Below are 14,894 nucleotides of genomic sequence, written 5' to 3'. Positions count from 1 at the left end.
TTGAAAGCAATAATTATGGCCGGTGGCGAAGGTTCCAGGCTAAGGCCTTTAACCTGTGACAGACCCAAACCAATGGTACCAGTAGGAAATAGGCCGGTAATGGAATATGCAGTGGAGCTGCTTAAAAGGCTGGATATAACTGAAATTGGAGTAACACTACAGTATTTACCACAGCATATTACAGATTATTTTGGAGATGGCAGCCAGTGGGGTGTGAATTTACATTATTTTATTGAAGACGTTCCCCTTGGTACAGCAGGTAGTGTAAAAAATGCCGGTTCATTTTTGGATGAAACTTTTTTAGTAGTAAGTGGAGATGCCCTTACAGATCTAAATCTCCAGGATGCAGTAGATTTTCATAAACTTAATAATTCACTAGCTACTCTTGTGCTTACATCCGTTTCCAATCCTCTGGAATATGGTGTTGTAATCACAAATCCTGATGGTAGTATAGAACGCTTTCTTGAAAAACCTGGTTGGGGTGAGGTTTTTAGTGACTGGGTTAATACTGGTATTTATGTCCTGGAGCCTGAAGCTCTTGATTATTTTGACATGGGACAAAAGTTTGATTTTAGTAAGGATTTATTTCCATTATTGTTAAAAAACAAGGAGCCAATGTTTGGGTGCTTGCTGGAGGGCTATTGGTGTGATATAGGAAATTTAGAGCAGTATCTGCAATCCCATAAAGACATTTTGGGAGGCAAGGTACAAGTTAACCCTAAAGGTACTTTAATCAAGGGAACCATTAAGGGAGAAGTATTTGGTACCAATGCAAATGGCGCAAGTGTTAAAGGTCCTGTACTTATTGGAGAAAACTGTAGGATAGGAGCAGGAGTAAGACTTGAACCCTACACAGTACTGGGAGACAATGTTGTAATTGAAGATGAAGCTGCTATAAAAAGAACAGTAATCTGGAATAACGTCTATATTGGTAAAAAATCCTCTCTAAGTGGGGCATTAATTGGGAATAAGGTTACCATTAAAGATAACGTTACAATTCTCCAGGATGCTGCCATTGGGGATGGAACGCATATAGAATCAAGAAGTATAATCAAGCCCCAGGTAAAAATATGGCCCTATAAATCTGTCAATACTGGAGCTCTTGTATCAAATAGTCTTGTTTGGGGGGAAAAAGCAAACAAAAGCTTGTTTGGCATTGAGGGTATTCCAGGCTTGACCAACTGGGACATAACCCCTGAGCTGGCAGCAAAGCTTGGTGCATCCTATGGCAGTGTCTTAAAAAAGGATGACAAGGTGGCAGTCAGCTGTGATGGAAAACTGGTAACTAAAATGCTAAAAGGGTCCTTTATATCTGGTCTAATGTCTACAGGTGTCAAGGTGTCAGACTTAGGGGAGCAAACCATGCCAATACATAGATTTGCTGTGAGGGGTATAGGTGCCCAGGGTGGGGTGCATATCAAGACTGACCACAATAATCTTGATAAATGCTGGCTGCAGTTTGTTGATGGTAAAGGAATCAATATTAACAGGGATATGGAGAGAAAAATAGAAGGAATCTACAACAGGGAGGATTTCAGAAGGGTTCAGGAGGGAGAGATTGGAGAGAATGTATTAATACAGCATTCCCTATCTTCATATCTAGACAATATAATGAGTAACATTGCTGTAGAGAAAATTAACCTAAGGAACTTTAGGATACTAATTAACACTAGAGGTAAGGTAATGGAGAGCCTTTTTAAGGAATTATCAGGTCGCTTGAAATGTGATCTCCAATACTTTAAACATCATGACCTAGAGGAAAAAAGCTTTAAAAAGCAAATCCAATTGGCAGATGAAATGTCTAAAAAGATTGTCAATGAGGGACTAGACTTTGGCATTATCCTTGATGCTAATGGTGAAAGAGTAATACTTGTTGATAATCGGGGTCGCCAAATTGATGAGCATATGTTTACAGTTCTTATGGCATTGGTGCTTTTTAAAGCAAATAATGGGGGTATTGTGGTGGTTCCTGTAACAGCCTCGGAAACCATTGAAAAGCTTGGTGAAAAATATAACGGTCGGGTCGTTAGAACAAAAACAGCGCCCTGGGCTCTTATGGGAGAACTTGTAAGAGAGGAAACTGCAAGCTTACAAAAGCCCTATTCCCAGTTCTTTATGCAAAATGACTCATTATATGCAGTTGTGATGCTCATGGACTTTTTGGTTGAGGAAAATATAAGTCTTGGGGATTTAGTAGACGAAATTCCTGATATCCATCTTCAGGTCAATACAGCCCCTTGTCCGTGGGAGCAAAAGGGTAGAATAATGAGAGCTTTAATAAGTGAGGTCAAGGAGCTTCCAGTTGAACTAATTGACGGAGTTAAGATTAGACATGAAAAAGGTTGGGCACTAGTACTGCCTCATAGTGAAGAGCCCCAATATAATATATATACAGAGGGATTATCCCAGGAGGCAGCAGAAGAGCTAGGGGTTTTTTACAGGAATAAAATCCAAAAAATGCTGCAGACATAAAAACGCAAAAAAACAAGCTATGGAGTAAAGGGATAGTCCGGGTCCCCTGTCTCCATAGCTTTATTTTACACATAATACAGGCTAGCAACTGTACTGCAAGCCAAGGCTGCATTAACTGCAATATACCTCGTAATTAATATCAGGAAATATATTATCTTCCCTTTCAATTTCTTCCAGCCACTTTGTATCAATTTTTCCATCCTTTAAGGCATGTACCAGACCGTTGAAATTTTCCAAATGGGAAACTGTTCTCATTTTTGCATATTCCACCATGGTGCCTGTTTTCATGATAAAGGCCCAGTCTGAGCTTTGTGCTAACAATAATTCTCTGGCCATTTGATTGAGAATTCGCCGCCTTATCCCCTTTGTATCTTTTACCACTGCCGCAATACGTTCCATTTGCCTTGCTGCTCTATGAAGTCGACGATAGATCCAATCATTACTTCCCTCAAGCCATACATCGTTATAGCCTGCATTACCCCAACTTGACGGACAGGGAGTACTGACTTGAATTTTACTATGTCTATCAAGGTAATCACCGGGGGTAAGTGTCTCAACTACATTCTGATCATAATGCAATTTTTTAAGCAGCAGTTCAAGCCATAGTGGACCCTCATACCACCAGTGCCCAAATAATTCAGCATCATATGGGCTTACTATAATGGGTGGATTACTCATATGCTGCGCATGGTGCTTTACCTGTTCGATCCTATTAAACATGAAATTGCCAGCATGGATGGCAGCCTTTTCCCTTGCCCAATCAGGTTGATAGCATTCCTTCCAATCTGTCTTGCCTGTAATTCTATGATATTTAAAGCCAGTATTTACCCTTATTCCCTCAGGATGTATATAGTCTTTTATATACTCATAGTCCAGGTCATACCCAATATCACGATAGTATTCTCTATAGTCGCAATCTCCAGGATAACCTTCCGTTGAGCTCCATACCTGCTTGGAAGATTCATGGTCCCTGGCAAAAGCAGCAACCCCGGTTTGGGTTCTTATGGGAGCTAATGTGCCGTATTTGGGACGCGGAGCAGCAAACATGATCCCATGACTGTCAACAATAAAGTATTTAATTCCAACCTGGGACAGCTCTTTTTCCAAACCATAATAATAACCACATTCTGGAATCCACATTCCCTTTGGATAGTGGCCAAAATGCTGGGCAAAGGCTTCAACCCCCACCTTTAGCTGTGCCTTTATAGCAGAATTGTTCACATGTAATAGTGGCAAAAACCCATGTGTGGCGGCACAGGTTATTAATTCTAACCCACCCTCGTCTTCTAATTCCTTAAATGCTTTTATTAGATTACCCTGATAGGTTTCATGAAAAATATTATAGGCTTCATCAAGATTTCTTTTATACATCTGTGCCACGTAATGAAAGTCTGGTTGATTTGATGTCCTATCTAATTCTTGAACTGCTAATTCCCTTAATTTTGTCAAGTGTGTAAGATAACGTTCCTGCAGTAAAGGGGTGTCCAGCATGGAAAGTAGTGGGGGACTTAAAGATAGGGTAAGTCTATATTTAACCCCTTCTTCATTTAACCTCTTAAATACTGAGATAAGCGGAATGTATGTTTCTGTAATAGCTTCAAAAAGCCATCTCTCTTCCAGCAGGTTTTCCTGTAATGGATGATGGACATAAGGAAGATGGGCATGAAGTATGAAAGCTAAATAGCCCTTTGACAAATTAATCATCCTTTCTCCTTTTTATTAATCCTTCTGAGTTAATGTCTGTTGTAAGATTAGTAACAAAGCCCCTGGCCAGGAGTTCCTTCCAAATTTCATCCAAGGGTTCCCATTCAGGGTCAATGACAGAAGATGGACTAGCAGGGGGAGTTATTGCTGTATTAGATTCAGCTAATATTATAAGTCCTTCTTCCGGAACCATCTTTCCTAAATACACCTTCCACTCACAGTGAGTATCTCCTACTTTAATGTACCAACTATCTGCATAATTATTTATTGGCAGCAAATAGTCTTTATGTGCTGACAAATTAACAAGCTTTAAGAAAAGATGATAATTCTCCCAACTCCCATCTCCAAATCTATTTTCAAAATTTCTAATGGTATCTTCACGAATATGCCAGTAGGCATAAAGCCAATAGGGGTTTCTTGCAAGAAGGGTAATATGTGTCTCATCATCTATGTGGAGCTCAACAGGGTTAAAATATTCTATAGTGTCTGTCCTGGTTGAGAGCTCCTTTGAAGCCTCAAAATCAAATTGAGCATTAAAGGGAGAAACCCGGTTGATCATTTCTGAACTGGCTTTAATATTTTGTTTTTTTTTACCATTATCGCCAAACCTCCTACCCATAAAATTGCTTGCCCTGAGTGCCACAAAGATGGCTATTATCAGGATCACCATTATAGTAAGTATTGTCAATATTGTTTCCATTTTTTAAAGCAGCTCCTTTGTTAAATTTTTTGGTTAATAGGATTGTTGGTAAACATATTAATAGAATAAAAGGAAAAAGGGCGAAAATCTATAACTTAGTATTCCCTGATGGTCTTAGTTTATTTGCTTTTCGCAAGTAAAGTATGCTGTAATTTTTTGCATTACGTAATTACTATAATACTAAGTAAGCTGCATTTAACAAACAAGAGTAAACAATTAATGTATCTTTTATAAATGAAATAAATACTATATACTATAACGTAGTTATTTGCAGATAGAAAGGTGGCAGATGGGTGCATACTAGTGAAAGCAAAGGTAAATGGGGTATTTTAGATGTTCTATTGGTTTTAGGCTTTATTTTTATATTAACTAACGTTTTTACATGGCTTACAGCTGGCTTGATAGAAGGTTTAGTAATAACTCAAAAATATCTCATCAGTACCATGTTTCAAACAACAGCTGTTATTTTGGCTTTAGTGTATTTTAATATTATAAAAGGAGTCACCTGGAAGGAAATTGGTATTAGAGCCGGGAACCTGACCAGGATACTAACCCATGGTATCTTTGGCGGCATAATTTTATTTGGGTTAGTGGTATTTGCAGGATTAATCATGGAGCTTATCCTTCCAGTGAAGCCATCTTTACAGCCATTTGCAAAGCTTGTGTTAGAAGCACAAGGCTATAATGACTTAATTATACTATTAATCATTGGCGCAATTCTGGCACCCATAGGAGAAGAAATATACTTTAGAGGAATGGTATATCCTGTATTTAAGAAAAAGTGGGGCCTGGCAGCTGGAATGATTGTTTCAGGAATATTCTTTGCGTTGCTGCACTTTGATATACTCAGGTTTTTTCCACTTTTATTAGGAGGAATAGGCCTGGCTTATATCTATGAAAAGTCAGGTTCCCTGTTTGCTTGTATGTTGGCTCATGGACTTTGGAATGGTGTAATGATTCTTTTATTATATTTTTCAACTGGTCAGTCTACTGGACTTTAGAAGGTTCAGAACATATCTGAATCCTTTGTTTATTAAAGTCTCTATATGGTTCCTGAACAAAACAACGCTCATTGTTTTTGCTATAAAAATTAAACACCTTTGCCAGATAGGGCAGATTGCTCTCATGCCTTATTAGCTTTAAATTACCATTATCTATTTTGTAAATTATGTTTTGATTAATGAAGCACCTGGTATCTTTATGGGGAACAAAAAAACTTCCGTCCCTTAACATACTGTAGTCAAACTGAATGGGATTTTTGTCCCCTAGAGGAAAGACCAGCAGTGAAACAGTCAGATAATCATTTAAGTTGTTCCAAAGAAGATACCCTAGGTTAACATTTATATTTCGCAGGATTGGCACAGGTTTTTTTGTAATACTGTCTGGAGGAAAGCTTAAATCCAGGTATCCGAACCCAATAAAGTACGCCCTTTTATCATCATATATACTAATATAATAATAATAATCATCAAAAGAAAGCTCCTGTTTTAGGACAACCTTACCCTTGATACTAGGATGTTTCTTTTCCGAGACCTTTCTTTCGATGCTCACATTTAATCTGGATTGCTTGAGCAATGCTTTGACAGATATATTTACGTAATTGCTTAGATAGGATATGCTTCGAAGCTTTACCGGAGATGGCAGTATTGAGTTAAACATTTTGTTATCTAAAGGGTTTATTGCATTTATTAATAGCTTTCTAAAAAACAGTAAGATGGGAAAACAAATTACCAGGGGCAGTAGTAGAAATATGGTCAAAGGTGCTATAGAACCTTTAATAGCCAATGTTATTGCTAATATCCACATTGAAATTGTCAGCATTATGGAAAAGTCAATATACCAGGTTATAGTATTGCTGGGCCCATGGGGCAGGATATAATGCATCTGATAGCGGTTTATTAACTCATATATTTCCGATGTTAAGTTTTTTTCCTCATTAAAAGATAGGTTTATCAGGTCTTCAAAAATTTCCTGAAGCCTTTCAACCCTTCTTTGCACAATTAATGATACGAAAATACTCGTAGAACCTAATAACCCAACAAGGGTGCTGCTAATACTTAAAAGGATTAATATATAGAAATTTGTTTCAAACAATTAAATCTCCCCTAGGATTCAATATTATGTCTATGGTTTTTTACATGGCCGGCAAGCTTATCAAGACCTACTTCCAGAGCTTTTACCTCTGTCATTCTAAGAAAATGCTGAAGCTTATCAGTTGGAAGGCCGTGACGGGCAGCGGTTTTGCCTATTATAGATATATAATCGGAATAAATCAGGCAAGCCTCGTTTAACTGTTTTTCTAATAAATAAAAACCAACTGGTTGGATACACTTACACATATATCGCCATAACAGCTCTGTAAAAGGGAAAGAATCCAATAAGCTATAAAGGAATATGTACTTTATTCTTGTCATGAAAAGATGTGTACAACCTACCTGGTTATCCTTTTGAACCTTTCGCAGATAGAATTTTAAAAGCTCATTAATTCCCATTTTGCCCTTATCCAGTTTGTTTCTATTTAGTTCATTGATGATAAGGCAAAAAGCTTCTGACAGGGGATCAAAGGACAGTTTATCAACTGTCTGCAAATGTTCATCTAAAATCCTATAATGCTCAGCCAGGTCTAAATAATCTTTAAATATATTATCCTTGTCAACATTATCAGAATCAGGTGGAACCTGCATAAGATCTAAACACATTTTTAGCTTCCCAAGAAATTCTGCAAGACTATTGACAGCCATCTAACCACCTCCAAGAAAAAACAAAGGGACGGGTCCTTCTGTCTTATTATGCGATATCATACCAATCTTAATTCAAAAACCAGGGGGACGGTTGTGTGCCACGAAAAACAGACTCATAGAAAGATAACTTAAGAGTTTAGGCTCTATGAAAGATGAAGGAAGGCCCTTCGGAGTCAACATTCAGGTGTGGGCTCCAAACCACCTTAAGCTGCTGTGGTCAAAAGCCATGGTGGTGAGCGTTAAGGAAAAGGCAAAGCTAAGACTTTGTCAGGTGAGAATCATGGAGATGAGTACAAGCGAATCACCGTTCAAGTGTCGAAACATGGAAAAGAAGTCATCAAAACTAGGATCTAACCGTCATTCTAGGATAAGTATAGAGGAGACCTGATTACCGACTATATGGTGACCGGCATAGAGGTGACATGAACATGATTTAGGCTTTTATAGGGAACGTGGGAACCTACGACTCTGATGCTAACGGAAAAACCACAAATGGGAAACCCCCATAAGGGTGAAATACGGATGCAGAGTATAGGGGCGGAATAGACCGTAGTAATGATGAAGCTTCTGTAATGGAAGTGGAGTGAAGGGTAGCGAAAGCGAACTATATTATTCAGTTTTGAGTATCAGTCAACCAGAAATGGGAGGAGCTAATGAACAAAACAAAGCCGTTTAGAATACCAAAACAAATAGTACAAGAAGCCTATGAGAAAGTGAAAGCGAATAAAGGCTCTGCAGGTATCGACGAAGTAAGTCTAAAAGAATTTGAAAAAGACCTTAAAAACAATCTGTACAAAATATGGAACAGGATGTCGTCTGGAACATACTTTCCCCCAGCAGTAAAAGCAGTTGATATACCAAAGAAAAATGGTGGGATAAGAGTACTAGGAATACCGACAGTAGCAGACAGAATAGCACAAATGGTAGTAAAAATCCATTTTGAACCAAAAGTAGAACCCTACTTTCTGGAAGACTCCTATGGGTACCGTCCGAATAAGTCAGCAATAGAAGCAGTAGGCATTACCAGACAGAGGTGCTGGGAATATGACTGGGTACTAGAGTTCGATATTAAAGGACTATTTGACAATATAGACCATGAACTCCTGATGAAGGCAGTACACAAACACACAAAGGAGAAATGGGAAATATTGTACATTGAGAGATGGTTAAAGGCACCTTTTCAAAAAGCAGATGGAACAGAGATAAAAAGAGACTCTGGAACACCGCAAGGTGGTGTCATTAGTCCGATACTTGCAAATCTATTCATGCACTATGCATTTGATAAATGGATGAAAATAAATTATCCCAATAACCCATGGGCAAGATATGCAGATGATGGAGTAGTACATTGCTCAACCTTAGAAGAAACAGAAAACATACTAGAAACGCTAACAGCAAGATTTAAGAACATAGGGCTAGAATTGCATCCAGACAAGACCCGAATAGTATATTGCAAAGATGACAATAGAAAAGGAAGTCACACTCAAGAGAAATTTGACTTTCTAGGATATACTTTTAGGTCAAGGCTTGCCAAGAACAGACGAGGAGAGTACTTCATAACATTCTCGCCAGCAATAAGTAACAAAGCAAGCAAGGCAATAAAACAAAATGTGAGAAATATGAACCTTCAATTTCGAACAAATCGAGAAATCAATGATTTGGCAGACCTTCTAAATCCCAAGATAAGGGGATGGATAAACTACTATGGTAGTTTTTGCAAATCGGAATTAACCCCTGTGCTTAAATATATCAACAAAACCTTGCAAAAATGGGTACGAAGAAAGTATAAGAATATCAATGGAAGCAAAGCTAGAGCTAGGAGATGGCTCATCAAAGTAGCAGAGGCAGTTCCTCAACTTTTTGTGCATTGGAAACTTGGTATAATTAACGACTGAATAATGGGAGCCGGATGAGCTGAGAGGTTCACGTCCGGTTCTGGGAGAGCCTGTGGGTGAGACTCCCATGGGCTACTCACCCTCTTGGCTCATTTGATAAATTTAAATTTATTGCTTCATAGGGGTGAAACTAATGGAAAACTCCGTTATCGAATTGAAAATAACAGGCCTAACCCACGAGGGCAAGGGAGTGGGAAGACACCAGGGATTAGCTGTCTTTGTGAAAGGTGCTCTTCCAGGTGAATTGGTTAAGGTCAGAATAGATAAAATTAAAAAGAGCTATGCTGAAGGAACCTTGAAAGAGATTATTGCGGCTTCTCCTCACAGGATAGGACCTTCATGCACTAGTTATACAAGGTGCGGCGGCTGTCAGCTGCTGCATTTAGAGTACGAGGAACAGCTTACAGAAAAAACAAAAATTGTAGCTAATGCACTGGAAAGGATTGGGGGTCTTACTAATGTGAAGGTTAACCAATGTATTGGTATGACCAACCCCTGGGGATATAGGAATAAGATTATTTTTCAGGTGGGACGAGAAAACCTTAGAGGTAATAATGCTCTCTTAAAATTAGGCTTTTTTGAAGACAGTAGTAATGAATTTGTACCAGGAAAAGATTGCTTACTAGTTTCATCTGACTTGAAAGTATTAGCTAATGAATTAGAGAGGCTGATTAATGCTTATGGCCTGGATAAACTGAAAAGAGTTCTGATAAGGGAGTCTGCTTTTAAAAATGAGTTTTTGTTAGGCCTTATATTTGCAGACTATTCTCATGATAATCTTCAGGTTAACAAACTTGTTGAGGAAATTAAAAATCTTTTTCCTAAAGTAGTATCTATTATAGAATCTGTGGTTCCAAATCCTAAAGTGCCCTGGGAGGGGAAAAGCAATATCCTATATGGTAGAGATTACTTTTTGGAGGAGATAAGTGAAAAGAGATTTATAGTATCGGCAAACTCCTTTTTTCAGGTAAATTCATTGCAAACGGAAAAACTCTATGAGTGTGTTATTAACTTTGCAAAATCTGATGATGCTGGTATTATTTTTGATTTATACAGCGGAACGGGTACCATCACCATTTTGCTTGGCGAAATAGCAAAGCAGGTGTATGGGATTGAGTCCCTGGAAGAAGCAGTAGGAAACGCAAGAGAAAATGCCCACCTAAATAATATAAAAAATGTGGAATTTATTCTAGGCAAAGCTGAAACAGAAGCAAAAAAGCTTGTTGACATGGGCATCAAGCCAGATATTATTGTGGTTGATCCCCCCAGGCAGGGCTGTCATCATGCATTACTGGATACCATTATAACTGTTAAACCTGAAACGGTTATTTATGTATCCTGCAACCCGGCTACATTGGCACGTGATTTAAAGGTTCTCACAGAGTTCTACACAGTAAAAGAAGTACAGCCTGTTGACATGTTTCCACATACGGGGCATGTGGAGTGTGTGGTTCAAATACAACGCAAAAAATGCTTGTAATCCTAGTATTCAAGCTGTTTTGCGGGTTTTATACTTTTAGTAAAGATGAGCAGAATTTTGAGAATAAACAACTAATGGACAGCCTAAAAGTGAAAATCGGGATATGACCTCGTCTGCGGAGATACGGTTTTTGACGTAATAACGATTGTGGTGGAAAGTATGTTGCCGGTTGGGGTTATAAGAACCCTGACTGGCCTTTTTGCTTATGAGCAATGGATTTATTTATATAAATGCTAAAATTAAAATGTCCTAAAGTGCAAAAATAAGCATGTACAAATATCACTTAAGTGTCTATAGTTTTACTGGGTGATGAGAATGAAATTTAACATAGTAACTGATATAGAAATTAACTCAGTAAAAGATCTATCGAAGTTAAGAATATTTGTGGAGGCAAATAACTTGGATAAACCAAATTTTAGTGAAATAGCAAGGAACTTAGGAGTTGATAGACGGACAGTAAAAAAATATTATGAGGGAGCTGATAAGAAGGAAAGAAAAAAGAAAAAATCCATTATTGATGACTACTATGAAATCATAAAATATTTACTCTCTGAGGGGTCATCCCAAGTTTTTTATTACAAAGATCATCTCTTTAGATATTTACAAAGAGAGCATGGTTTAAAATGTACAAGAAACAACTTCAACTATTACATACTAAAAAATGAAGAGTTTGCAAAGTATTTTAAACCAAAGGGGAATCCTAACTCAGTTAAATCAGAAACACCACTTGGACAACAAGCACAATTTGATTGGAAGGAGAAGATAAAATTTCAATTTAATAATGGAGAAGAAGTCGTATTAAATGTAGGAAGCTTGGTATTATCAGCATCAAGGCTTAAAGTCTGGGTTATTTATCTATCAGTTAGCTTAGATTGTATATTAGATTTTCTAGCAAATGCATTTGAAACAATAGGGGGTGTACCACAAGAATTAGTTATAGACAATGCAACTACAATGATGATAAAAGCCAGGACTGAAACTTCAGATGGGACAGTTAATCCAAAGTTTCAACAATTTGCAGATGATTATGGTTTTAAAGTATTTCCTTGTATAGCAGGCAGGCCAAATACCAAAGCAAAAGTAGAAAGTCCTATGAAGGTTATAGATGAAATAATGGCGTATAACGGTGTATTAAATACACTTGAAGAGTTACATGAAAAACTAGAGAAGATAACAAATGAAGCTAATATTAGGATTTGTCAAAATACTGGTATAGCACCAATTCTTGTGTATAAAAAAGAGAAAGAACATCTTTCTCCTCTACCACAAGAAAAAATATGTTCTTCCTACAAGCTTTCTTCAATTAAGGTGAATGTAAATACGAATGCATTAATCCCCTACAAAAAGAAAATGTATTCAGTTCCTTCAGCCTTAATTGGTAAGAAAGTCACGATACAAGTTATTGAAAACAACTTGCATGTATATTATAACAAAAAACTTATAACAGTCCATGAAATAGTTGAAAACAAGAAAATAATTTATAACGAACATCATCATTTAGAGATTCTAAAACAGACATTTAGAAAGCATGATGGAATTGAAGATTATGCATTAAAACATTTAAAAGAATTGGAGAAGTTTAATGAGCAATTATCAGATATTGTATGACAACCTAAAAGAGCTTAGATTAAATCAAATGAGTATAATGCTAGGACAGTATTTAGATCAAATAAATGAAGGCAAAATAAGTGTCGTAGACGCATTATATGAACTTACTACTAAAGAAATAGAAGTTAAAAACTTTAATGCCAGAAATGCAATGGTTAAAGTAGCTGGTTTTCCACACCAAAAGGAACTTAAGGATTTTGATTTTGACTTTCAACCTAAAATAAATAAGCAACAGTTTTTAGATTTTGAAAGCTTAAGGTTTCTAGAAACTAATAGCAATATTCTATTAATTGGAAATTCCGGAGTTGGGAAGTCGCATCTTGCCACTTCCATTGGTATTGCAGCAGCTAAAAAAAGAATAAGTACTTATTTTATAAAATGCCATGATTTAATAGAGCAACTAAAAAGGGCCCATCTAGAAAATAAGCTAGAAAATAGGCTTAAACACTTTGCTAAATATAGACTTTTGATTATAGATGAAATTGGCTATTTACCAATAGGTGAGCAGGAAGCGAAGATGTTTTTCCAACTTATAGATAGAAGATATGAGAAAAAAAGCACCATCATTACTAGCAATATCAGCTTATCTGATTGGACAGATATTTTTACAGATAATATGTTAGCTAGTGCTATCCTAGATAGATTAGTGCATCATTCTAGTATTGTGAATATTCTTGGCAGTTCATATAGGACTGCCGAGGCACTATCTAAGGTTAACCAGAAAAAGGAAGTTAGTTGTACATAAAAATATTTTCTAAATTGCAATATTAAATGCAACACCCCTAGTGAAAAAACATCATGATTAGGATTTTAAAGCACAATACCCTTCTTAAGCCCTTCTTAGATATTAAGTTGAGCGAGTGCAGAGGGTAGTCAAGGGTTGCCGCTAGGCAAGACGAAGTCTTTACCCTTGACTATCCTCAAATGAGCTCTATAATTACCAAGAAGGATGGGCTTAGGCTATTTTGGATAGTTCTTCGTAGAAACATTCTTCAGGCGTTTTATAACCTAATATCTTACGTGGAAGCTTATTTAGCCAGTGTTGTATGCGTTGAATCGTTGCTGCTGAAAAATTCTTAATGGCTTTTCCTTTAGGTACAAAACGGCGAATAAGTCCATTATGACGTTCATTAGTTCCTCGTTCCCAGGAGGAATAAGGATGAGAGAAGTAAGCTTTAATTCCCAACTGTTGTAGGGTTTCGGATAGCTCACTAAATTCTGAACCGTTGTCTGCTGTAATAGTACGAAATACCCTAGAAACTTGCTCACCGTAGCAGTTCTTAAGCTCTAAAAGTGCCTTGTTAACAGCATTACTATCTTTTGCATCCAAGAGAAATAACAGCTCATGGCGGGTTTTTCGTTCAGTTAGGGTTAAAATAACTGAATCATTAGATTTTTTACCTATTATCGTATCAATTTCCCAATGGCCAAAAGTTTGGCGTTGTTGTACTTCTTCTGGTCTTTGTTCAATGCTTGTTCCCATGATACGTTTGTTCTGACGAACCCTTTTACTTTTAGGCTTTAATCGAAGCTTAAGGTTTAAATCGATATTTCGTACTCTTAGTAACCCTTGGTCTATATAACTATATAAAGTTTTGGTACAGACAACGGCAGCATCCTGCCACTTAGGATCTTTTTTGCATGAACCGACAACTGCATCTGGCGACCATTTTTCGTGCAGTATTTTATCTTCTGCAAATTTTAGAAAATCTTCAACTTGAGCCAGCTTGCATTTTGCTCCACAATTCATGCGATTTTTTTCATACACCGCCTGTCCAGTTTCGGGGAAATATTCTTCATAAGTTGATAAATCTGTTCGCCTTTGAATTGTGGTTCCTCTTTTAATTTCACGACTAATTGTACTTGGTGAGCGACCTAGCTTGTTTGCAATATAACGTTGAGTTTTTCCTTCTTTTAAGAGAGCGGCAATCTGACCTCTTTCAAAGACACTTAGGTGTTTAAAAGAACGTACAGTTGTGGTAGACTTGGATTGAACAGCCATAGTAGAGACCTCCTGTATGTTTGGAGTAGACACCTAAATCATACATGATTTCTCACTATGGTTGTTTATTTTTTTACATACATTTTACCTGTTGCATTTAATTTTACAATGAACCACATAAAAATATTTGCACTTTTGTTCAAAAATATATTGACGTTTATAATTTAAACATAATATAATTGGGATAATATAAATAAAAGGATAGTGGTTAAGGAGTTTTTCAAAAGTGAGGTGGTAGGTTTGCTAAGGCTAGAGTGAATATATAGCCCGTAGAAAAAAAGAAGATCGACTT

General features: G+C 37.1%; 12 protein-coding genes. 7 read left to right on the top strand and 5 right to left on the bottom strand.

All coding sequences use genetic code 11. The annotated features are described in order from the left end of the window. Complete coding sequence (locus K364_RS0103835; protein ID WP_028306908.1) at positions 1-2,472, top strand: sugar phosphate nucleotidyltransferase; 2,472 nt, start codon at positions 1-3, stop codon at positions 2,470-2,472. Positions 2,473-2,583: 111 nt separating this feature from the next. Here K364_RS0103835 and K364_RS0103830 read toward each other — a convergent pair whose 3' ends face one another. Next, positions 2,584-4,167: a glycoside hydrolase family 57 protein gene (locus K364_RS0103830; RefSeq protein WP_028306907.1), complete on the bottom strand. Its 1,584-nt coding sequence runs from the start codon at positions 4,165-4,167 to the stop codon at positions 2,584-2,586. A gap of 1 nt (position 4,168) precedes the next feature. Continuing rightward, the gene (locus K364_RS0103825) at positions 4,169-4,876 is read right to left on the bottom strand and encodes a DUF4912 domain-containing protein (RefSeq protein WP_028306906.1); all 708 of its coding nucleotides are present in this window, start codon (positions 4,874-4,876) and stop codon (positions 4,169-4,171) included. A gap of 293 nt (positions 4,877-5,169) precedes the next feature. On the opposite strand from K364_RS0103825, the gene K364_RS0103820 reads away from it, so the two are divergent. Next, complete coding sequence (locus tag K364_RS0103820; protein ID WP_028306905.1) at positions 5,170-5,877, top strand: CPBP family intramembrane glutamic endopeptidase; 708 nt, start codon at positions 5,170-5,172, stop codon at positions 5,875-5,877. Here K364_RS0103820 and K364_RS0103815 read toward each other — a convergent pair. Next, positions 5,864-6,970: a hypothetical protein gene (locus K364_RS0103815; RefSeq protein ID WP_028306904.1), complete on the bottom strand. Its 1,107-nt coding sequence runs from the start codon at positions 6,968-6,970 to the stop codon at positions 5,864-5,866. The genes K364_RS0103820 and K364_RS0103815 overlap by 14 nt on opposite strands. 11 nt (positions 6,971-6,981) lie before the next feature. After that, a complete protein-coding gene (locus tag K364_RS0103810; protein ID WP_028306903.1) occupies positions 6,982-7,617 on the bottom strand; it encodes a hypothetical protein in 636 nt (211 codons plus the stop codon). Positions 7,618-7,801: 184 nt separating this feature from the next. On the opposite strand from K364_RS0103810, the gene K364_RS0103805 reads away from it, so the two are divergent. The 5 genes from K364_RS0103805 to istB all read left to right on the top strand — a co-directional run bounded on the left by K364_RS0103805 (position 7,802) and on the right by istB (position 13,345). After that, the gene (locus K364_RS0103805; RefSeq protein WP_156946394.1) at positions 7,802-8,005 is read left to right on the top strand and encodes a hypothetical protein; all 204 of its coding nucleotides are present in this window, start codon (positions 7,802-7,804) and stop codon (positions 8,003-8,005) included. Positions 8,006-8,270: 265 nt separating this feature from the next. After that, the gene (ltrA, locus tag K364_RS0103800; RefSeq protein WP_028306901.1) at positions 8,271-9,512 is read left to right on the top strand and encodes a group II intron reverse transcriptase/maturase; all 1,242 of its coding nucleotides are present in this window, start codon (positions 8,271-8,273) and stop codon (positions 9,510-9,512) included. A gap of 133 nt (positions 9,513-9,645) precedes the next feature. Further along, positions 9,646-10,992 carry a 23S rRNA (uracil(1939)-C(5))-methyltransferase RlmD gene (gene rlmD, locus K364_RS0103795; protein ID WP_035267871.1) on the top strand — a complete coding sequence of 449 codons (1,347 nt, stop codon included), beginning with the start codon at positions 9,646-9,648 and terminating at the stop codon, positions 10,990-10,992. Between the two features lie 315 nt (positions 10,993-11,307). Next, the gene (istA, locus tag K364_RS0103785; RefSeq protein ID WP_051533792.1) at positions 11,308-12,600 is read left to right on the top strand and encodes an IS21 family transposase; all 1,293 of its coding nucleotides are present in this window, start codon (positions 11,308-11,310) and stop codon (positions 12,598-12,600) included. Further along, complete coding sequence (istB, locus tag K364_RS0103780) at positions 12,575-13,345, top strand: IS21-like element helper ATPase IstB (RefSeq protein ID WP_028306898.1); 771 nt, start codon at positions 12,575-12,577, stop codon at positions 13,343-13,345. The genes istA and istB overlap by 26 nt, the downstream gene beginning before the upstream one ends. A 210-nt stretch (positions 13,346-13,555) precedes the next feature. On the opposite strand, the gene K364_RS0103775 is transcribed toward istB, so the two are convergent. Further along, positions 13,556-14,602, bottom strand: coding sequence for an IS30 family transposase (locus K364_RS0103775; RefSeq protein ID WP_028306897.1), 1,047 nt, complete (start codon positions 14,600-14,602; stop codon positions 13,556-13,558). Between the last annotated feature and the right edge of the window lie 292 nt (positions 14,603-14,894).

The organism is Desulfitibacter alkalitolerans DSM 16504 (assembly GCF_000620305.1).
Classification (GTDB): domain Bacteria; phylum Bacillota; class DSM-16504; order Desulfitibacterales; family Desulfitibacteraceae; genus Desulfitibacter; species Desulfitibacter alkalitolerans.
The sequence above is the reverse complement of the archived record's forward strand: the minus strand, read 5'-3'. Positions and strand labels throughout refer to the sequence as shown.

What these genes read in the sequence shown, in the direction of transcription:
- K364_RS0103825 (WP_028306906.1), bottom strand. Translation starts at nt 4,876, where the DNA reads ATGGAAACAATATTGACAATACTTACTATAATGGTGATCCTGATAATA.
- K364_RS0103810 (WP_028306903.1), bottom strand. Translation starts at nt 7,617, where the DNA reads ATGGCTGTCAATAGTCTTGCAGAATTTCTTGGGAAGCTAAAAATGTGT.
- ltrA (WP_028306901.1), top strand. Translation starts at nt 8,271, where the DNA reads ATGAACAAAACAAAGCCGTTTAGAATACCAAAACAAATAGTACAAGAA.
- rlmD (WP_035267871.1), top strand. Translation starts at nt 9,646, where the DNA reads ATGGAAAACTCCGTTATCGAATTGAAAATAACAGGCCTAACCCACGAG.
- istA (WP_051533792.1), top strand. Translation starts at nt 11,308, where the DNA reads ATGAAATTTAACATAGTAACTGATATAGAAATTAACTCAGTAAAAGAT.
- istB (WP_028306898.1), top strand. Translation starts at nt 12,575, where the DNA reads ATGAGCAATTATCAGATATTGTATGACAACCTAAAAGAGCTTAGATTA.
- K364_RS0103775 (WP_028306897.1), bottom strand. Translation starts at nt 14,602, where the DNA reads ATGGCTGTTCAATCCAAGTCTACCACAACTGTACGTTCTTTTAAACAC.